Source organism: Limoniibacter endophyticus (assembly GCF_014652835.1).
In the GTDB taxonomy this organism is placed as follows: Bacteria; Pseudomonadota; Alphaproteobacteria; order Rhizobiales; family Rhizobiaceae; genus Limoniibacter; species Limoniibacter endophyticus.
Window position 1 is genome coordinate 480968 of sequence record NZ_BMZO01000001.1, and the last position, 16337, is coordinate 497304.

Genomic DNA, 16337 nt, shown 5'->3' on the forward strand with positions numbered 1-16337 from the left:
ATGTCGTTTCTACCAACTCTCCCGAAACGCTATCATGGCGCATCTGTATGGGCGTTATACGTAATCGGCCTCCTGCCCGCGATCTGTGGCTTTTATCTCGGCGTGACGGGGCAATTGCTGGGCAACCCGGTGAAGGAGTTCGAGCATCTGCTTGGAACCTGGGGATTGCGCTTTTTGCTCGCGACCTTGGCGATCACCCCTATCCGCGACCTCTTCGGCCTCAACTGGTTGCGTTATCGCCGTGCTCTAGGGCTTCTCGCCTTCTACTACGTGACCATGCATTTCCTCACATATATGCTGCTCGACCAGGCGCTTAACATGCAGGTCGTTTTACAGGATATTGCGAAACGGCCTTTCATCACCATTGGCATGGCCGCATTCACTCTGCTGATCCCACTCGCTCTCACGTCGAACAGCTTTTCTATTCGCCGTCTCGGAAGCCGATGGAGCAAGCTGCATAAGCTCGCTTACGTGATCACCATTGCCGGCGCTGTGCATTTCACCATGTCGGTCAAGGTCGTAACCTTCGAACCTGCGCTTTACCTGGCACTGGCACTTATTCTGGTCGGCTGGCGCTTGATACGAAAGCCCTACGTGAAATGGCGCAAGACACTTATCAAGGCAGCTTAACGGACACAGCTGCGCGCCGGTCGGGCATGATCCCGCCGGTTTTCCGCTCCATTTTTTGCGCCGCCGCCCGCTCCACGAGGCAAATCGGCTTTAGAGAAATGAGGGGATGGAAGCATGCGCTCCAGTCTCAATTCTAAACTCGTCATGCTCGCGCATGCTTCCAGGCAATCGCTACGGATTTTCCGAAAACAGGGATGCCACCCCCTGCTCGTACGATCTGTCACCGAGGCTCTGACCTCCCGGTGTTGCCATCGCCGCGGGTTTGTCAGACCCATCAGCGACAATGGCAAAACGCACTGCCATCGCGCTTCGCGAAAAGACTGGTGGCCAACCACGTCCCCTCAAGCGCGACGAAAACAGGATAGAGGCAGCCGTCGGGGGTGTGGATGGATCGAGCGGTTTCAGCCATCATCTTTTTCGCAAGCGCCGATTTTCATTCGGAGAAAAAGATCTGGTACAGGAAATTTTGTCCACGCGGACAAGCCGAGTATCCTGCGTTAGAGAACCTTCCGCTCATGCAAAAAGACCCGCCGGACTGCTCCGGCAGGTCTTTTCATTTATGCCTTTGAAGGCAGAAATTATGCGGCGTCTGCTTCAGAAGCGCGTTCGGCTTCGACACGAGCCTTGTCGGCAGCACCCTTAGCCGAGGTGTCGCGATCCACGAACTCGATAACGGCCATCGGAGCATTGTCGCCCTGACGGAAGCCAGCCTTCATAATGCGCAGGTAGCCACCATTACGGTTGGCATAGCGCGGAGCAAGCGTGTCGAACAGACGCTTGACAACGCGCTCGTTGCCGATCTGCGCGATCACCTGACGACGAGCGTGCAGATCGCCGCGCTTGCCGAGGGTGACTAGCTTCTCGACGATCGGACGCAGGTCCTTCGCCTTCGGAAGCGTGGTGACGATCTGCTCGTGCTCGATAAGCGAGACGGCAAGGTTTGCAAACAGGGCCTTACGATGGCCTACGCTGCGGCTGAGCCGGCGGCCGGCAAATCCGTGACGCATGGCTAGTCTCCTTCAAGTGGTTCCGGGTCTTGCCCGTCGAACCGGAGGACAGGTCGTTATCGCAACGCCTGTCCCTTCCCGGCTCAGTATTGGTCTTCGTAGCTCTTTGCGAGCGCTTCGATATTTTCCGGCGGCCAATCCGCGACTTCCATACCGAGATGCAGGCCCATCGAAGCAAGGACTTCCTTGATTTCATTGAGCGACTTGCGACCGAAATTCGGCGTGCGCAGCATCTCTGCTTCGGTCTTCTGGATCAGGTCACCGATATAGACGATGTTGTCGTTCTTCAGGCAGTTGGCCGAACGAACCGAAAGTTCGAGCTCGTCGACCTTCTTGAGCAGCGCCGGATTGAAGGCCAGCTCACTGACCTGCTCTGCGGGCTGTTCTTTTTCCGGCTCGTCGAAGTTGACGAACAGGCCAAGCTGATCCTGAAGGATGCGGGCAGCGAATGCGACTGCATCTTCGCCCGTAACCGAACCGTCGGTTTCGATCGTCATCGTCAGCTTGTCGTAATCGAGAACCTGGCCCTCGCGGGTGTTCTCGACCTTGTAGGAGACCTTCTTGACCGGCGAATAGAGGCTATCAACCGGGATCAGGCCAATCGGTGCATCTTCTGCACGGTTGCGCTCGGCAGGAACGTAGCCCTTGCCGCTGTCAACCGTGAATTCCATGCGGATTTCCGCACCCTCATCGAGCGTGCAGATCGCGTGGTCGGGGTTGAGGATTTCGACATCGCCAACCGTCTGGATGTCTCCAGCCAGGACGACACCGGGACCCTGCTTGCGCACGACCATGCGCTTTGGACCTTCGCCTTCCATGCGGATGGCGATTTCCTTGATATTGAGGATGATGTCGGTGACATCTTCACGAACGCCGGGAATCGAGGAGAACTCGTGCAGAACGCCGTCGATCTGAACCGCCGTCACGGCAGCGCCGCGCAGCGAAGACAGAAGAACGCGGCGCAGGGCATTACCGAGCGTGAGGCCGAAACCCCGCTCCAGCGGCTCTGCCACCAGCGTCGTCGTCGTACGGTTCTTGGACGAGAACTCGATCTTGTTCGGCTTGATCAGTTCCTGCCAGTTTTTCTGGATCATATCGCTTTTTCCTTCCCTGTCCCCGCCACCATCCAATCGTGACGGGCGATCAATGAGAAACCGTAGAGGAGCGCATCCACGCTCATGCGGCTATGAAACGAAAACTTAGACGCGGCGCTTCTTGCGCGGACGGCAGCCATTGTGCGGAATGGGTGTGACGTCGCGGATCGAAGTGATAGTGAAGCCTGCTGCCTGCAGAGCGCGCAGAGCAGATTCACGCCCCGAACCCGGGCCGTTGACTTCCACTTCCAGCGTACGCATGCCGTGTTCAGCAGCCTTCTTGGCGCAATCTTCGGCAGCAACCTGAGCGGCAAACGGGGTCGACTTGCGCGAACCTTTGAACCCATGTGCGCCAGCAGACGACCAGGCAATGGTATTGCCCTGTGCGTCCGTGATGGTGATCATCGTGTTGTTGAAGGTCGAATTGACGTGTGCAACACCAGTCGAGATATTTTTGCGTTCACGACGACGAACGCGTCCGGCTTCCTTGGCCATGATATTCCTTTCAGTTGATCTCTACACCGCCGTAATTCCAGCGGCTCCACCAGCTTTCTCCAGCGACAAGACGGCGCGGATAAGCTCCGACACCGCCTGCATAGCCAGAAAAGGCCAATTACTTCTTCTTGCCTGCGATCGCCTTTGCCGGGCCCTTACGGGTGCGAGCATTGGTGTGGGTACGCTGACCGCGAACCGGCAGGGAACGACGATGACGCAGACCGCGGTAGCAGCCAAGGTCCATCAGACGCTTGATATTCATCGAAACTTCACGACGCAGATCACCTTCAACGAGATAATCGCGGTCGATGGCTTCACGGATCTGCAAGACTTCTGCATCGGTCAGCTGATGAACGCGACGCTCCGGTGCGATACCGACCTTCTCGACGATCTCGGCAGCAAACTTTGCGCCAATGCCGTGAATGTACTGCAGCGCAATGATGACGCGCTTGTTGGTCGGGATGTTGACGCCAGCTATACGGGCCATTTCAATCTCCATTTAATGCCGAAAATCCGGCTTTTATATTCACAAGCTCGCGTCCGGTGGAGGCCGGCCCCTGCAAGCGTCTGAACTGCTGATTTCGCAAACCACAAAATATTCGCTGCACGCAATAGACAAGCAACGCGTACTCGGATTCGGGTAAGCGATGGGCCTCCATAAGGCACCAAAGTTTATAAGTCAAGAAGGCGCCCTACTCCGAAGGCGCCTTCTTGATATTTTCAGATCGCGAATGCCCGTTATTGCGCAGCGGCTTCCGACAGGACCGATTCGATCTGCGCTGTCACTTCGTCCATCGAGACCATGCCATCGACAGTGCGAAGCTCGCCTGTGCCCTCATAGTAGCTAGAGAGTGGCGCAGTCTTTTCACGATACTCCACGAGACGCTTGGCGAAGACTTCCGGATTGTCATCCTTGCGGACTTCACCGCCAGCGGCAACGGTTTCCGCTGCGCGTTTGGTGATGCGATCAAGCAGGATCGATTCGTCAACCTTGAGCTCGATAACAGCGGTCAGCGGAGCGCCCTTGTCGTCCAGCATTTTGGTCAGTGCTTCGGCCTGCGGAACCGTACGTGGAAAACCGTCCAGGATGAAGCCCTTCTTGCAATCCGGCTCATCAATGCGATCGGAAACAATTTGGTTGACGATCTCGTCAGAAACGAGCTGGCCAGCATCCATGACTGCCTTGGCCCGCTTGCCGATCTCGGTTTGGTTGGCGACCGCTGCACGCAGCATGTCGCCAGTCGAGAGCTGCGGAATGCCGTGCTTGGCGACAAGCTTCTGTGCCTGCGTTCCCTTGCCAGCACCGGGAGGTCCCAAAAGTATCAGTCTCATCTTCCCCTCTTTCCACCCCGAAGCTTCGATTTCTTGATCAGACCCTCATACTGGTGGGCGATCAAGTGTCCCTGAACCTGAGCGACGGTATCGAGTGTAACATTGACGACAATCAGCAGAGATGTGCCGCCGAGATAAAATGGCAGGCCGGCCGCCGAGATCATGAACTCAGGCACGAGACAGACCACGAGGAGATAGAGTGCGCCAACGGCTGTAACGCGCGTCAACACATAATCGATATATTCCGCGGTGCGCTCACCCGGCCGGTAACCCGGAATAAAGCCGGAATGCTTCTTCAGCTGATCGGCAGTTTCCTTGGGATTGAAGACGATGGCGGTGTAGAAGAACGCAAAGAACGCGATCATGAAAGCATAGAGCGCCATGTAGATCGGCTGACCGTGTCCGAGTGCGCCGATCAGGGTTGCGGCCCATTGCGGCATCGTCGTCTGATCCGCAAAACCTGCGACAGTTGCTGGCAGGAGCAACAACGACGAGGCAAAGATCGGTGGAATGACGCCTGCCGTGTTGAGTTTCAGCGGCAAGTGCGACGTGTCACCCTGGAACATCCGATTGCCAACCTGGCGCTTCGGATACTGGATCAGAAGACGACGCTGCGCGCGCTCGAAGAACACGATGAAGGCGATCATTACGACGATGAGAATGATGATGCCAAGGATGAGCGCAGTTGAAATGGCGCCGGTGCGGCCAAGTTCAAGCGTCGAGCCGATGGCGCTCGGCAGGCCAGCGACGATGCCCGCAAAGATGATCAGCGAAATACCGTTGCCAATGCCCCGCGAGGTGATCTGCTCACCAAGCCACATAAGGAACATCGTGCCGCCAAGCAGCGTCAGAACCGTGGAGACCCGGAAGAACCAACCTGGATCGGTGACGATCGCACCGCCTGATTCGAGACCGATGGCAATGCCATACGCCTGCACGATCGCCAGAAGCACCGTGCCGTAGCGCGTGTACTGGTTAATGATCTTGCGCCCCTGCTCGCCTTCCTTCTTCAACGCTTCAAGCGTCGGAACGACAGATGTCATGAGCTGCATGATGATCGACGCGGAAATGTAGGGCATGATGCCCAGCGCGAAAATCGCCATACGTTCGACGGCACCGCCGGCAAACATATTGAACATGCCCAGAACGCCGCCAGACTGCTGCTGGAAGGCCTGGGCGAAAGCCTGCGGGTTGATCCCTGGCATCGGAATATAAGTGCCAAGTCGATAAACGAGCAGCGCACCAAGCGTAAACCAGATGCGTTTCTTCAGATCATCCGCTTTCGCGAATGCTGCAAAATTGAGGTTCGACGCAAGTTGCTCCGCAGCCGATGCCATAAAAAATCTCCGCCTCTTGACACAACGAAGCCGCCCTTTGGGGGCGGCGCGCTGCCGAAGTCCTGAAATAGGCCCCGTTTCCGAAAGATGCAAGCGAGACTGGGCCTCGCCTGCATGATCTTTCAGAGATTATTCAGCAGCTGCCGCTTCGGGAAGCTTGACCGAGCCGCCGGCTTTCTCGACCTTCGCGATGGCAGCCTTGGAAGCGCCAGCTATGTCGAAGGAAACCTTCGTCTTCAGTTCGCCGTCCGAAAGCAGACGCACACCATCTTTGACGCGACGAACGACGCCGGCCTTGACGAGAGCTTCAGCCGTAACCGTTTCCTTGTCGGAAAGCTTGCCGGCATCGATTGCGGTCTGGATGCGACCGATCGAGACCGCAGTGAACGACTTTGCGAAGATATTCACGAAGCCGCGCTTCGGCAGACGACGGTAGATTGGCATCTGGCCGCCTTCGAAGCCGTTGATCGCAACGCCCGAACGTGCCTTCTGACCCTTGACGCCGCGACCACCGGTCTTGCCCTTGCCCGAGCCGATACCGCGACCGACGCGCTTGCGCGTGGGGTTCGCGCCGTCGATGTCTTTAAGTTCGTTGAGTTTCATTTTGATTTCTCCAGCGCTGGCAATCAAGCCTCGTCGACGACGCGAACGAGGTGTTGAACGCGCGCGATCATCCCGCGTACGGCGGGCGTATCTTCGAGCGTGCTCTTGCGGTGCATCTTGTTGAGGCCCAGGCCAACGAGCGTTGCGCGCTGTTCCTTCGGACGGCGGATCGGGCTACCGATCTGCTCGACGGTGACGGTCTTGTTCTTAGCCATAATCGTAATCCTCGACCTTTAGGGCTTATTCGTCGGCTGCGACATGCGCGCCGCGACGAGCCTGCAGCGTGGAGTACTTGAGACCGCGCTGTGCTGCGACGTCCTTCGGATGCATCTGATTCTTCAGAGCGTCGAAGGTAGCGCGGATCATGTTGTACGGGTTCGAAGAGCCCATCGACTTCGCGACGATATCGTGGATACCGAGGGTTTCGAAGACAGCGCGCATCGGACCACCCGCGATGATGCCGGTACCAGCCTTGGCGGAACGCAGCAGAACCTTGCCGGCGCCATGACGGCCATTGACGTCGTGATGGAGGGTGCGGCCGGAACGCAGCGGCACGAAGATCATGTCGCGCTTGGCAGCCTCGGTTGCCTTGCGAATGGCTTCCGGCACTTCGCGTGCCTTGCCATGACCGAAGCCAACGCGGCCCTTCTGGTCGCCGACGACGACAAGAGCGGCAAAGCCGAAGCGACGGCCACCCTTAACAACCTTGGCAACGCGGTTGATGTGAACAAGCTTGTCGACGAATTCGCTATCGGCTTCGCGAGCGCGGTCGTCCCTACGGTTCTGTGCCATTATCCTGGTCCTTTTTCTTTTCCGGAAAGCACGGGTTTAGTACGAGTAAAGGCGAAGGGCCTGCGCCCTCGCCTTTATTGCATGAAGCTCTTAGAACTTCAGGCCACCTTCACGAGCAGCATCGGCCAGAGCCTTGACGCGACCGTGGAAGATGAAAGCGCCGCGATCGAACACGACTTCTGAAACGCCAGCCTTGGCTGCACGTTCAGCGATTACCTTGCCGACAGCGGCAGCTGCCGCCTTGTCAGCGCCGGTCTTCAGATCGCCGCGGATGTCCTTGTCCAGCGTCGACGCGGCGGCGAGTGTGTGCCCCTTCACGTCGTCAATGAGCTGAGCATAGATATTCTGCGACGTACGATGCACCGAGAGACGGATACGGTCGCCGGAAACCTTCTTCAGGTGGCGACGAACGCGCTGGGCGCGCTTAGCGGATGCAGCCTTATCAGCCATTTTATGTACCTTGCCTTGTAAGACGGTGACGGCCTCCTGCGGTCCCGAGCGAAGTGCTCTTTCCGCGACCATCCTCCGTGGCTTTGTGTCAAACAACGTTGAAGGCGACCGACATACTGTCGATTCGCCTCCAGATCAACGAAAAAGAGCGAGCGCGGGTCTCGAACAATCGAGAATCCCGCGCCACACCTTACTTCTTCTTGCCTTCCTTGCGGATGATCCGCTCGCCGGCATACTTCACGCCCTTGCCCTTATAAGGCTCCGGCGGACGATATTCGCGGATTTCCGCTGCTACCTGGCCGACCTTTTGCTTGTCGATCCCGGCAACAACGATCTCCGTCGGCTTCGGCGTCGAGATCGTGATGCCTTCCGGGGTTTCGTAAACCACGTCGTGGCTGAAACCGAGAGCCAGCTGCAGGTTCTTGCCCTGCATGGCAGCGCGGTAACCAACGCCAGTGATTTCGAGGCGACGCTCATAGCCCTTTTCAACACCTTCGATGATGTTGAGGATCTGCGAACGCGACATACCCCACTTGGAGCGTGCATCCTTGGTCTGGTCCTTCGGCTGGACGCTTACGGCGCCTTCCTCGAACTTGACCAGAACTTCGTCGTTGACGACGAAATTCAACTCGCCCTTCGGGCCTTTTGCAATAACGGTCTGGCCGTTGACATTCACCGTGACGCCCGAAGGCACCTGAACCGGCTTCTTACCAATACGAGACATGTGTTTGTCCTCTTCTCTTCAGCCGGATCAGAAAATCTGACAGAGGATTTCGCCGCCGACATTCTGCTCACGAGCCTGGTGATCGGCCATCACGCCCTTCGGCGTAGAAAGAATGGCAATACCAAGACCGTTGGCAACGAAAGGAATGGACTTCACGGAAGAATACACGCGACGACCTGGCTTCGAGATGCGGGTGATATCACGGATCACCGGTGCGCCTTCGTAGTACTTCAGCTCGATTTCGAGATCGGCCTTACCGTTCTCGTGCTCGATGCGGACGTAGTCGCGGATGTAACCTTCCGACTTCAGAACTTCCAGAACGCGCTGACGCAGGGTCGAAGCAGGCGTAACAACCTTGCTCTTCTTGCGGATAAGCGCATTGCGGATACGGGTCAGCATATCGCCGATAGGATCAGTCATAGACATTTATGCGCTCCTTACCAGCTCGACTTGACCAGGCCCGGCACCATGCCGTTCGAACCCAGATCGCGCAGCGCGATACGGGACATGCCCAGCTTGCGATAGTAGGCGCGCGGACGGCCCGAAACTTCGCAGCGGTTGCGGATACGGATCTTCGCCGAATTACGCGGCAGTGCAGCCAGCTTGAGCTGGGCCTTGAAGCGTTCTTCGATCGGCAGATCGCGATCCATGATGATTGCCTTCAAAGCCTGGCGGCGCTCGGAATACTGAGCGGCAAGCTTGCGGCGCTTATTGTTCTTCTCGACTGAACTGGTCTTAGCCATGGTCAGATGTCCTCTTTCGCTGCCGTTACTGCCGGAAGGGGAAGTTGAAAGCCTTGAGCAGAGCCCGGGCTTCTTCGTCCGTCTTGGCGGTCGTACAAACGATGATGTCCATTCCCCGAACCTGATCTACCTTGTCGTAGTTGATTTCAGGGAACACGATGTGCTCCTTCACGCCCATGGCGAAGTTGCCACGACCATCGAAGCTCTTTGCATTCAGACCGCGAAAGTCACGAACGCGCGGAAGAGCGATGGTGATCAGACGATCAAGGAACTCGTACATGCGTTCGCGGCGCAGCGTAACCTTCGCACCGATCGGCATCTGTTCGCGGACCTTGAAGCCTGCAATCGACTTGGAAGCGCGGGTAACCACAGCCTTCTGACCGGCGATGAGCGAAAGCTCCTCAGCGGCAACAGCAGGCTTCTTGGAATCGGCTGTCGCCTCGCCCACGCCCATATTGATGACGATCTTGTCGATGCGCGGCACTTCGAGCTCGTTCTTGTAACCGAACTGCTCGATCATCGCCTTACGGATCGTCTCGTCGTACACGCCCTTGAGGCGTGTCTTAGCTTCTTGCTTAGCCATTGATCACTTCTCCCGAACGCTTGGCCACGCGGACCTTCTTGCCGTCTTTGACTTCGAAGCCAACACGGGTTGGCTTGCCGTCCTTATCGACGATGGCAATATTGGAGAGATGGATCGGGGCTTCCTTGGTGATGATGCCGCCTTCCTGGGACTGCGTCTGCTTCTGGTGCTTTCGAATCAGGTTGATACCGCGGACGACAGCTTTGTCCTCCTTCGGCATTACCTGAACAACTTCACCTTCGCGACCCTTGTCCTTACCGGCCAGCACGACGACTTTGTCGCCTTTACGGATCTTCTGCATAATTCCGGTTCCTTAAAGCACTTCAGGTGCGAGCGAGATGATCTTCATGTGGTTCTTGGCACGAAGTTCGCGCGGAACCGGTCCGAAGATACGAGTGCCCACCGGCTCCTTCTTGTTATCAACAAGAACGGCCGCATTGCTGTCGAAACGGATTACAGAGCCGTCAGCGCGACGAATGTCCTTCGCCGTGCGTACAACGACCGCCTTCATCACGTCGCCCTTTTTGACGCGCCCGCGCGGAATGGCTTCCTTCACGGAGACGACGATGATGTCGCCCACGGAAGCATATTTCCGCTTCGAGCCGCCGAGCACCTTGATGCACATTACACGACGTGCGCCGGAATTGTCGGCTACGTCGAGGTTTGTTTGCATCTGAATCATGATTGGCTGCCTTCTAACTAACTTGGGGAGCGCAAATTAGCACTCCCCGGTCTGATTCGAGATTGTGCGTTATTAAGCCTGTGCGTCGGAAATGACAACCCAGTTTTTATCCTTCGAGATAGGACGCGATTCCTGGATCATCACAATGTCGCCGACCTTGCAGGCGTTGTTCTCATCGTGCGCCTTGTAATTTTTGGTCATGCGCACGGTCTTCTTCATTACCGGGTGCGTGAAACGGCGTTCAACCTTCACGACGACGGTCTTCTCATTCTTGTCGCTGACGACAGTTCCCTGGAGAACACGCTTTGGCATTGTATCCGTCCTTAAGCCTTCTTGGCCGCCGATTTCTCGGCGAGAATCGTCTTGACGCGAGCAATGTCACGACGGACCTGCTTGACGCGTGCGGTGTTTTCCATCTGGCCAGTGGCCCTCTGGAAGCGCAGGTTGAACTGCTCTTTCTTCAGACTTGCCAAGGAATCGCTGAGCTCGTCGGCGGTCTTGGCTCTGATGTCGGTAGGCTTCATCGCTTTCGACCTTTCTTACTCTGCGATGCGCTGGAGGAAGCGCGTCTTGATCGGGAGCTTTGCAGCACCGAGCGCGAGCGCGCGGCGAGCAATGTCCTCACTTACGCCGTCGATCTCGAACATGATGCGACCTGGTTTGACGCGGCATGCCCAATAATCAACGGACCCCTTACCCTTACCCATACGAACTTCGGTCGGCTTCGAGGTGACCGGGACGTCCGGGAAAATACGGATCCAAACGCGGCCCTGACGCTTCATCTCACGGGTGATCGCGCGGCGAGCCGCCTCGATCTGACGTGCAGTGACGCGTTCTGGTTCAAGTGCCTTCAAACCGAAGGCACCGAAATCCAGGTTGGTACCACCCTTGGCAGCGCCATGAATGCGCCCTTTAAACTGCTTACGGAACTTCGTGCGCTTCGGCTGCAGCATTTTTTAGTTCTCCAATTCCTATGCAGCTCAGGCGTTTTCGCGACGGCGGTTACCGCGCTCGCGCTCACCCGACTGGTTCTGATCGCCTTCGGTGGCGCGGCGTTCGGAAGCCATCGGATCATGTTCAAGGATTTCGCCCTTGAAGACCCAGACCTTGACGCCACAGATACCAAATGCGGTCTGTGCTTCGGCGGTGCCGTAATCGACGTCTGCACGCAGCGTATGCAGCGGCACGCGACCTTCGCGATACCATTCCATACGAGCGATTTCAGCGCCGCCAAGACGGCCAGCTGCGTTGATACGAATGCCTTCTGCGCCAAGACGCATAGCCGACTGAACGGCACGCTTCATGGCACGACGGAATGCAACACGACGTTCGAGCTGCTGCGTGATCGACTGAGCGATCAGCTTGGCATCGATTTCCGGCTTGCGGACTTCAACGATGTTGAGATGCGTCTCAGCATTCGTCATTTCGGTCAGCTTCTTACGAAGCTTCTCGATGTCTGCACCCTTCTTGCCGATGATCAGGCCCGGACGCGCAGCGTGAATGGTCACACGGCATTTCTTGTGCGGACGTTCGATCACGATCTTGGAGATCGCGGCCTGCTTCAGTTCCTTCTCAAGATACTTGCGGATCTTGAGATCTTCGTGCAGCAGCTGGCTATACTCGCCGGTATTAGCATACCAACGGGAATCCCAGGTGCGGTTGATGCCAAGGCGGAAGCCGATTGGATTGATCTTCTGACCCATTATGCGGCCTCCTCTTGCTTCTCGCGAACCACAATAGTGAGGTGCGCGAACGGGCGTTCGATGCGGCTTGCACGACCACGGCCACGAGCGTGAAAACGCTTCATGGTAATGGACTTGCCAACCGATGCCTCGGCGACGACGAGTGCGTCGACGTCCAGGCCATGGTTGTTTTCAGCGTTTGCGATCGCCGATTCCAGGGTCTTCTTTACGGTGCCGGAAATACGCTTGCGCGAAAATTCCAGGTCAGCGAGAGCGGACGAAACCTTCTTGCCACGGATAAGGGCCGCGACGAGATTGAGTTTCTGCGGGCTGATGCGGATGGTACGCAGCACTGCACGTGCTTCGTTATCAGCAAGCCGGCGCGGAGCTTTGGCCTTGCCCATCTTTATTTCCTCTTCGCCTTCTTATCCGCACCGTGGCCGTAATACGTACGGCTCGGTGAGAATTCACCAAACTTGTGGCCAACCATTTCCTCGGTAACCGAGACCGGGATGTGCTTTTGGCCGTTGTAGACGCCGAAGGTCAGACCGACGAATTGTGGCAGGATCGTGGAGCGACGGCTCCAGATCTTGATCACATCGTTACGGCCGCTCGAGCGCGCCTTCTCGGCCTTCCCGAGGAGGTAACCGTCGACAAACGGGCCTTTCCAAATAGAACGAGTCACGTGGCTCTACCTTTTCTTAGCTCTTGCGCTGATGGCGCGAGCGCATGATGAACTTGTCGGTCGCCTTATTGGAGCGTGTGCGCTTGCCCTTAGTAGGCTTGCCCCAAGGCGTAACGGGATGACGACCACCGGAGGTGCGGCCTTCACCACCGCCATGCGGATGGTCGACCGGGTTCATGGTGACGCCACGGTTGTGTGGACGCTTGCCGAGCCAACGGGTGCGGCCGGCCTTGCCCAGGTTCACGTTGCCGTGGTCCGGGTTCGAAACAGCGCCGACCGTTGCCAGGCATGCACCCGACACCAGACGCTGTTCGCCCGAGTTCAGACGCAGGATGGCCATACCCTGATCGCGACCGACCAGCTGGACATATGCGCCAGCCGAACGAGCGATCTGACCGCCCTTGCCCGGCTTGAGCTCGACATTGTGTACGATGGTACCGACCGGCATGGCCGACAGCGGCATCGTATTGCCCGGCTTCACGTCAACCTGCGCACCGGCGATAACCTTATCGCCGACAGCAAGACGCTGCGGAGCCAGAATGTAGGACAGCTCGCCATCGTCGTAACGAATGAGTGCGATGAACGCTGTGCGGTTCGGATCGTACTCGAGACGTTCGACAGTCGCTGCCACGTCGAACTTGCGACGCTTGAAATCGACCAGACGATAGCTGCGCTTGTGACCGCCGCCGATGAAGCGGGCGGTGACGCGGCCGTAATTGTTACGGCCGCCAGACTTGGTAAGACCTTCGGTCAGCGCCTTGACGGGCTTGCCCTTGTAAAGGCCCGAACGGTCTACGATCACCAGCTGACGGGTGCTCGGAGTAACCGGTTTGAACTTCTTGAGTGCCATTGTTTACGTCCTCGCGGCCTGTCAAAGACCTGTCGCGACATCGATAGACTGGCCTTCGGCCAGGGTCACGATGGCTTTTTTGACATTGCTCTGCCGGCCGATAGTGCCTTTAAAGCGCTTGATTTTGCCCTTGCGAACCAATGTGTTCACAGCAAGCACCTTGACACCGAACAGCGATTCAACCGCTGCCTTGATCTCGGGCTTCGTTGCCTTGTTGGCAACATTGAAAACAACCTGGTTTACCTCGGAAGCCATCGTCGATTTCTCGGTGATGACCGGGCTGACAATTACGTCGTAGTGGCGAAGATCCGTCATTTGAACCGCTCCTCGAGCGCTTCGACAGCCGCCTTGCTCAACACCAGGGTGTGACGGCGCAAGATGTCGTAAACATTGATACCCTGGATCGGGAGAACGTCCACGTTCGGGATGTTCGAGGCTGCAAGCTGGAGGTTGTTGTCCAGTTCAGCGCCGCCGATAAGCAGCGCATTCGTCAGACCCAGCTTTGCGAAGTTCTCGATCATCGCTTTGGTCTTGGCATCGGATGCAGCCAGATCATCGATGATGATCAGCTGCGAAGCCTTGACCTTGGCCGAAAGCGCATGCTTCAGGCCAAGAGCGCGAACCTTCTTGGGCAGATCGTGCTCGTGGCTGCGAACAACCGGGCCATGAGCACGGCCACCGCCACGGAACTGCGGTGCACGAGCCGAATGGTGACGAGCGCGGCCCGTACCCTTCTGCTTGTACATCTTGGCACCGGTGCGCGCGACTTCTGCACGACCCTTTACCTTATGCGTGCCCTGACGACGCTTGGCGAGCTGCCAGCGCACGACGCGCTGCAGGATGTCTTCGCGAGGATCAAGACCGAAGATCGCTTCCGAGATCTCCAGCTTGCCAGCATCAGCACCTGCCAGTGTGGTAACTTTCAATTCCATTATTCAGCCCCTTCGCTGGCAGCAGCAGCCTGAGCATCGCTCTTGGCGCGCAGAGCGGCCGGACGAGGCGCAGATTCAGGCAGCGTTGCCTTGACGGCATCGCGAACGAGAATCCATGCACCCTTCGAGCCCGGAACGGCACCGCGGATGAGGATGAGGCCACGATCAAGATCGGTCGAAACGACTTCGAGGTTCTGGGTCGTCACGCGGGTTGCGCCCATGTGACCGGCCATCTTCTTACCCTTGAAGACCTTACCCGGATCCTGACGCTGACCGGTCGAACCGTGCGAGCGGTGCGAAACCGAGTTACCGTGCGAAGCGCGACCACCACCGAAGTTGTGACGCTTCATGACACCCTGGAAGCCCTTACCGACGCTTGTGCCGGTAACGTCAACCTTCTGGCCGGGAACAAAATGCTCCGCCGTCAGCTCAGCGCCGACATCAAGCAGATTGTCCGCCGAAACGCGGAATTCGGCCAGCTTTGCCTTCGGCTCTACCGAAGCAGCGGCGAACTGACCACGCAGGGCCTTCGTCGTATTCTTTACCTTTGCAAAGCCCACGCCGAGCTGAACGGCCGTATAGCCATTCTTCTCTTCGGTGCGCTGAGCAACGACCTGGCAGCTCTCCATACGGAGAACCGTAACGGGAACATGCTCGCCAGCATCGTTGTAGATGCGGGTCATGCCCACTTTCTGTGCAATAACACCTGAACGCATTGGTCCGTCCTTCCCAAGCCTTAAAGCTTGATCTCGACATCGACACCGGCAGCGAGGTCGAGCTTCATCAGCGCGTCCACCGTCTGCGGGGTCGGGTCAACGATATCAAGCAGGCGCTTGTGCGTGCGCATTTCGAACTGCTCGCGGCTCTTCTTGTCGATGTGCGGTCCACGGTTAACCGTGAACTTCTCAATCCGCGTCGGCAGCGGAATGGGGCCACGTACATTCGCACCGGTGCGTTTTGCAGTGGACACGATTTCACGCGTCGAAGCATCGAGCACCCGGTGGTCGAACGCTTTGAGGCGGATGCGGATATTCTGTCCGTTCATGCGTCACTTCCTTGTACCCGACTGACGTTTCCAGCTTTGGACGGCCAAGTCGGGCGATTGTTAGAATTTAATCTGGAAAGGAGCCGCAGTGCAGACATCGTTTCCGATGTCTGGGTGCGGCCTACTCCAATCCAGCCTTATTTTTTCGACGACAGCTTCGACGAATAATGCCGTGTGCGAATCGCGCCTGCGCGCCATTAGCACTATTTTTCGTTCGTCGGCAAGCTTCGGCTTGTCGTCTTCGACTTTCCGACTACTCGGTGATCGAAGCGACGATACCTGCGCCGACGGTACGGCCGCCTTCGCGGATAGCGAAGCGCAGCTTTTCTTCCATCGCGATCGGCACGATCAGTTCGACGTCAACGGTGACGTTGTCGCCTGGCATGACCATTTCCGTACCTTCCGGAAGCGTGACGATCCCCGTCACGTCGGTGGTGCGGAAGTAGAACTGCGGACGGTAGTTCGTGAAGAACGGCGTATGACGGCCGCCTTCTTCCTTCGTCAGGATGTAAGCCTCAGCCTTGAACTTCTTGTGCGGCTTGACCGAACCCGGCTTCACCAGAACCTGGCCACGCTCGACGTCATCACGCTGGATGCCGCGAACCAAAGCACCGATATTGTCGCCCGCCTGGCCCTGATCCAGCAGCTTGCGGAACATTTCAACGCCGGTA

General features: G+C 57.4%; 29 protein-coding genes. 1 reads left to right on the forward strand and 28 read right to left on the reverse strand.

The genetic code is table 11. The features are described 5' to 3' along the window. Window positions 1-630: a protein-methionine-sulfoxide reductase heme-binding subunit MsrQ gene (msrQ, locus tag IE151_RS02395; protein WP_189487482.1), complete on the forward strand. Its 630-nt coding sequence runs from the start codon at window positions 1-3 to the stop codon at window positions 628-630. A gap of 578 nt (window positions 631-1208) precedes the next feature. Here the strand turns inward: msrQ and rplQ are convergent. The 28 genes from rplQ to IE151_RS02535 all read right to left on the reverse strand — a co-directional run. Then, window positions 1209-1637 (reverse strand): 50S ribosomal protein L17, encoded by a 429-nt coding sequence (rplQ, locus tag IE151_RS02400; protein ID WP_189487484.1) that lies wholly within the window; start codon window positions 1635-1637, stop codon window positions 1209-1211. Window positions 1638-1720: 83 nt separating this feature from the next. After that, window positions 1721-2731, reverse strand: coding sequence for a DNA-directed RNA polymerase subunit alpha (locus IE151_RS02405; RefSeq protein ID WP_189487486.1), 1011 nt, complete (start codon window positions 2729-2731; stop codon window positions 1721-1723). A gap of 105 nt (window positions 2732-2836) precedes the next feature. After that, window positions 2837-3226, reverse strand: coding sequence for a 30S ribosomal protein S11 (rpsK, locus tag IE151_RS02410; RefSeq protein ID WP_189487488.1), 390 nt, complete (start codon window positions 3224-3226; stop codon window positions 2837-2839). 118 nt (window positions 3227-3344) lie between these two features. Then, window positions 3345-3713 (reverse strand): 30S ribosomal protein S13, encoded by a 369-nt coding sequence (rpsM, locus tag IE151_RS02415; protein WP_189487490.1) that lies wholly within the window; start codon window positions 3711-3713, stop codon window positions 3345-3347. Window positions 3714-3964: 251 nt separating this feature from the next. Further along, window positions 3965-4558 (reverse strand): adenylate kinase, encoded by a 594-nt coding sequence (locus IE151_RS02420; protein ID WP_189487492.1) that lies wholly within the window; start codon window positions 4556-4558, stop codon window positions 3965-3967. Beyond that, on the reverse strand, window positions 4555-5895 hold the full coding sequence (gene secY / locus IE151_RS02425) for a preprotein translocase subunit SecY (protein ID WP_189487494.1): 1341 nt from the start codon (window positions 5893-5895) through the stop codon (window positions 4555-4557). Before secY ends, IE151_RS02420 begins: the two co-directional genes overlap by 4 nt. Window positions 5896-6024: 129 nt before the next feature. After that, window positions 6025-6498, reverse strand: a complete 474-nt coding sequence (gene rplO / locus IE151_RS02430) for a 50S ribosomal protein L15 (RefSeq protein ID WP_189487497.1) — start codon at window positions 6496-6498, stop codon at window positions 6025-6027. Between the two features lie 23 nt (window positions 6499-6521). Continuing rightward, window positions 6522-6713, reverse strand: coding sequence for a 50S ribosomal protein L30 (rpmD, locus tag IE151_RS02435; protein ID WP_189487499.1), 192 nt, complete (start codon window positions 6711-6713; stop codon window positions 6522-6524). A 25-nt stretch (window positions 6714-6738) separates the two neighbouring features. Beyond that, window positions 6739-7290, reverse strand: coding sequence for a 30S ribosomal protein S5 (gene rpsE / locus IE151_RS02440; protein ID WP_189487501.1), 552 nt, complete (start codon window positions 7288-7290; stop codon window positions 6739-6741). A 90-nt stretch (window positions 7291-7380) separates the two neighbouring features. Continuing rightward, a complete protein-coding gene (gene rplR, locus IE151_RS02445) occupies window positions 7381-7740 on the reverse strand; it encodes a 50S ribosomal protein L18 (RefSeq protein WP_189487503.1) in 360 nt (119 codons plus the stop codon). 190 nt (window positions 7741-7930) lie between these two features. Beyond that, window positions 7931-8464 carry a 50S ribosomal protein L6 gene (rplF, locus tag IE151_RS02450; protein ID WP_189487504.1) on the reverse strand — a complete coding sequence of 178 codons (534 nt, stop codon included), beginning with the start codon at window positions 8462-8464 and terminating at the stop codon, window positions 7931-7933. Between the two features lie 27 nt (window positions 8465-8491). After that, on the reverse strand, window positions 8492-8890 hold the full coding sequence (rpsH, locus tag IE151_RS02455) for a 30S ribosomal protein S8 (RefSeq protein ID WP_189487506.1): 399 nt from the start codon (window positions 8888-8890) through the stop codon (window positions 8492-8494). Window positions 8891-8901: 11 nt separating this feature from the next. Further along, the gene (rpsN, locus tag IE151_RS02460) at window positions 8902-9207 is read right to left on the reverse strand and encodes a 30S ribosomal protein S14 (protein ID WP_189487511.1); all 306 of its coding nucleotides are present in this window, start codon (window positions 9205-9207) and stop codon (window positions 8902-8904) included. A gap of 25 nt (window positions 9208-9232) precedes the next feature. Continuing rightward, window positions 9233-9790 (reverse strand): 50S ribosomal protein L5, encoded by a 558-nt coding sequence (rplE, locus tag IE151_RS02465; protein WP_189487513.1) that lies wholly within the window; start codon window positions 9788-9790, stop codon window positions 9233-9235. Continuing rightward, window positions 9783-10091 carry a 50S ribosomal protein L24 gene (gene rplX, locus IE151_RS02470; RefSeq protein WP_189487515.1) on the reverse strand — a complete coding sequence of 103 codons (309 nt, stop codon included), beginning with the start codon at window positions 10089-10091 and terminating at the stop codon, window positions 9783-9785. The genes rplE and rplX overlap by 8 nt, the downstream gene beginning before the upstream one ends. 12 nt (window positions 10092-10103) lie before the next feature. Further along, on the reverse strand, window positions 10104-10472 hold the full coding sequence (gene rplN / locus IE151_RS02475; RefSeq protein ID WP_189487517.1) for a 50S ribosomal protein L14: 369 nt from the start codon (window positions 10470-10472) through the stop codon (window positions 10104-10106). Between the two features lie 72 nt (window positions 10473-10544). Continuing rightward, window positions 10545-10784, reverse strand: a complete 240-nt coding sequence (gene rpsQ / locus IE151_RS02480; RefSeq protein ID WP_189487519.1) for a 30S ribosomal protein S17 — start codon at window positions 10782-10784, stop codon at window positions 10545-10547. A gap of 11 nt (window positions 10785-10795) precedes the next feature. Continuing rightward, window positions 10796-10996: a 50S ribosomal protein L29 gene (gene rpmC, locus IE151_RS02485; protein WP_189487521.1), complete on the reverse strand. Its 201-nt coding sequence runs from the start codon at window positions 10994-10996 to the stop codon at window positions 10796-10798. 15 nt (window positions 10997-11011) lie between these two features. After that, the gene (gene rplP, locus IE151_RS02490; RefSeq protein WP_189487523.1) at window positions 11012-11425 is read right to left on the reverse strand and encodes a 50S ribosomal protein L16; all 414 of its coding nucleotides are present in this window, start codon (window positions 11423-11425) and stop codon (window positions 11012-11014) included. Window positions 11426-11452: 27 nt separating this feature from the next. After that, on the reverse strand, window positions 11453-12175 hold the full coding sequence (gene rpsC, locus IE151_RS02495; protein WP_189487525.1) for a 30S ribosomal protein S3: 723 nt from the start codon (window positions 12173-12175) through the stop codon (window positions 11453-11455). Then, window positions 12175-12558: a 50S ribosomal protein L22 gene (rplV, locus tag IE151_RS02500; protein WP_189487531.1), complete on the reverse strand. Its 384-nt coding sequence runs from the start codon at window positions 12556-12558 to the stop codon at window positions 12175-12177. Before rplV ends, rpsC begins: the two co-directional genes overlap by 1 nt. A 2-nt stretch (window positions 12559-12560) precedes the next feature. Next, window positions 12561-12839 (reverse strand): 30S ribosomal protein S19, encoded by a 279-nt coding sequence (gene rpsS, locus IE151_RS02505; protein WP_189487533.1) that lies wholly within the window; start codon window positions 12837-12839, stop codon window positions 12561-12563. Between the two features lie 16 nt (window positions 12840-12855). Then, complete coding sequence (gene rplB / locus IE151_RS02510; RefSeq protein WP_189487535.1) at window positions 12856-13689, reverse strand: 50S ribosomal protein L2; 834 nt, start codon at window positions 13687-13689, stop codon at window positions 12856-12858. 21 nt (window positions 13690-13710) lie between these two features. Further along, entirely contained in the window at window positions 13711-14004 is a 294-nt protein-coding gene (locus IE151_RS02515) for a 50S ribosomal protein L23 (RefSeq protein WP_189487537.1), read from the reverse strand. Continuing rightward, window positions 14001-14621 (reverse strand): 50S ribosomal protein L4, encoded by a 621-nt coding sequence (gene rplD / locus IE151_RS02520; protein ID WP_189487539.1) that lies wholly within the window; start codon window positions 14619-14621, stop codon window positions 14001-14003. The genes IE151_RS02515 and rplD overlap by 4 nt, the downstream gene beginning before the upstream one ends. Next, window positions 14621-15337, reverse strand: a complete 717-nt coding sequence (rplC, locus tag IE151_RS02525; RefSeq protein ID WP_189487541.1) for a 50S ribosomal protein L3 — start codon at window positions 15335-15337, stop codon at window positions 14621-14623. Before rplC ends, rplD begins: the two co-directional genes overlap by 1 nt. Before the next feature lie 20 nt (window positions 15338-15357). After that, on the reverse strand, window positions 15358-15666 hold the full coding sequence (gene rpsJ, locus IE151_RS02530) for a 30S ribosomal protein S10 (protein ID WP_189487543.1): 309 nt from the start codon (window positions 15664-15666) through the stop codon (window positions 15358-15360). Window positions 15667-15919: 253 nt separating this feature from the next. Further along, window positions 15920-16337: EF-Tu C-terminal domain-related protein (locus tag IE151_RS02535; protein WP_487343530.1), on the reverse strand; the 418-nt coding region annotated here is incomplete at its 5' end.

Coding starts and splice junctions, on each gene's coding strand:
- rpsH (WP_189487506.1), bottom strand. CDS start 8,890: ATGTCTATGACTGATCCTATCGGCGATATGCTGACCCGTATCCGCAAT.
- IE151_RS02420 (WP_189487492.1), bottom strand. CDS start 4,558: ATGAGACTGATACTTTTGGGACCTCCCGGTGCTGGCAAGGGAACGCAG.
- rplF (WP_189487504.1), bottom strand. CDS start 8,464: ATGTCTCGTATTGGTAAGAAGCCGGTTCAGGTGCCTTCGGGCGTCACG.
- rpsQ (WP_189487519.1), bottom strand. CDS start 10,784: ATGCCAAAGCGTGTTCTCCAGGGAACTGTCGTCAGCGACAAGAATGAG.
- IE151_RS02515 (WP_189487537.1), bottom strand. CDS start 14,004: ATGACGGATCTTCGCCACTACGACGTAATTGTCAGCCCGGTCATCACC.
- rplB (WP_189487535.1), bottom strand. CDS start 13,689: ATGGCACTCAAGAAGTTCAAACCGGTTACTCCGAGCACCCGTCAGCTG.
- rpsE (WP_189487501.1), bottom strand. CDS start 7,290: ATGGCACAGAACCGTAGGGACGACCGCGCTCGCGAAGCCGATAGCGAA.
- rplD (WP_189487539.1), bottom strand. CDS start 14,621: ATGGAATTGAAAGTTACCACACTGGCAGGTGCTGATGCTGGCAAGCTG.
- rpsC (WP_189487525.1), bottom strand. CDS start 12,175: ATGGGTCAGAAGATCAATCCAATCGGCTTCCGCCTTGGCATCAACCGC.
- rpmC (WP_189487521.1), bottom strand. CDS start 10,996: ATGAAGCCTACCGACATCAGAGCCAAGACCGCCGACGAGCTCAGCGAT.
- rpsJ (WP_189487543.1), bottom strand. CDS start 15,666: ATGAACGGACAGAATATCCGCATCCGCCTCAAAGCGTTCGACCACCGG.
- rplX (WP_189487515.1), bottom strand. CDS start 10,091: ATGCAGAAGATCCGTAAAGGCGACAAAGTCGTCGTGCTGGCCGGTAAG.
- rplE (WP_189487513.1), bottom strand. CDS start 9,790: ATGGCTAAGCAAGAAGCTAAGACACGCCTCAAGGGCGTGTACGACGAG.
- rplR (WP_189487503.1), bottom strand. CDS start 7,740: ATGGCTGATAAGGCTGCATCCGCTAAGCGCGCCCAGCGCGTTCGTCGC.
- rplC (WP_189487541.1), bottom strand. CDS start 15,337: ATGCGTTCAGGTGTTATTGCACAGAAAGTGGGCATGACCCGCATCTAC.
- rplP (WP_189487523.1), bottom strand. CDS start 11,425: ATGCTGCAGCCGAAGCGCACGAAGTTCCGTAAGCAGTTTAAAGGGCGC.
- rpsM (WP_189487490.1), bottom strand. CDS start 3,713: ATGGCCCGTATAGCTGGCGTCAACATCCCGACCAACAAGCGCGTCATC.
- rpmD (WP_189487499.1), bottom strand. CDS start 6,713: ATGGCTAAGAACAAGACCGTCACCGTCGAGCAGATCGGTAGCCCGATC.
- IE151_RS02405 (WP_189487486.1), bottom strand. CDS start 2,731: ATGATCCAGAAAAACTGGCAGGAACTGATCAAGCCGAACAAGATCGAG.
- rplN (WP_189487517.1), bottom strand. CDS start 10,472: ATGATTCAGATGCAAACAAACCTCGACGTAGCCGACAATTCCGGCGCA.
- rplV (WP_189487531.1), bottom strand. CDS start 12,558: ATGGGCAAGGCCAAAGCTCCGCGCCGGCTTGCTGATAACGAAGCACGT.
- rplO (WP_189487497.1), bottom strand. CDS start 6,498: ATGAAACTCAACGAACTTAAAGACATCGACGGCGCGAACCCCACGCGC.
- secY (WP_189487494.1), bottom strand. CDS start 5,895: ATGGCATCGGCTGCGGAGCAACTTGCGTCGAACCTCAATTTTGCAGCA.
- msrQ (WP_189487482.1), top strand. CDS start 1: ATGTCGTTTCTACCAACTCTCCCGAAACGCTATCATGGCGCATCTGTA.
- rpsN (WP_189487511.1), bottom strand. CDS start 9,207: ATGGCTAAGACCAGTTCAGTCGAGAAGAACAATAAGCGCCGCAAGCTT.
- rpsK (WP_189487488.1), bottom strand. CDS start 3,226: ATGGCCAAGGAAGCCGGACGCGTTCGTCGTCGTGAACGCAAAAATATC.
- rplQ (WP_189487484.1), bottom strand. CDS start 1,637: ATGCGTCACGGATTTGCCGGCCGCCGGCTCAGCCGCAGCGTAGGCCAT.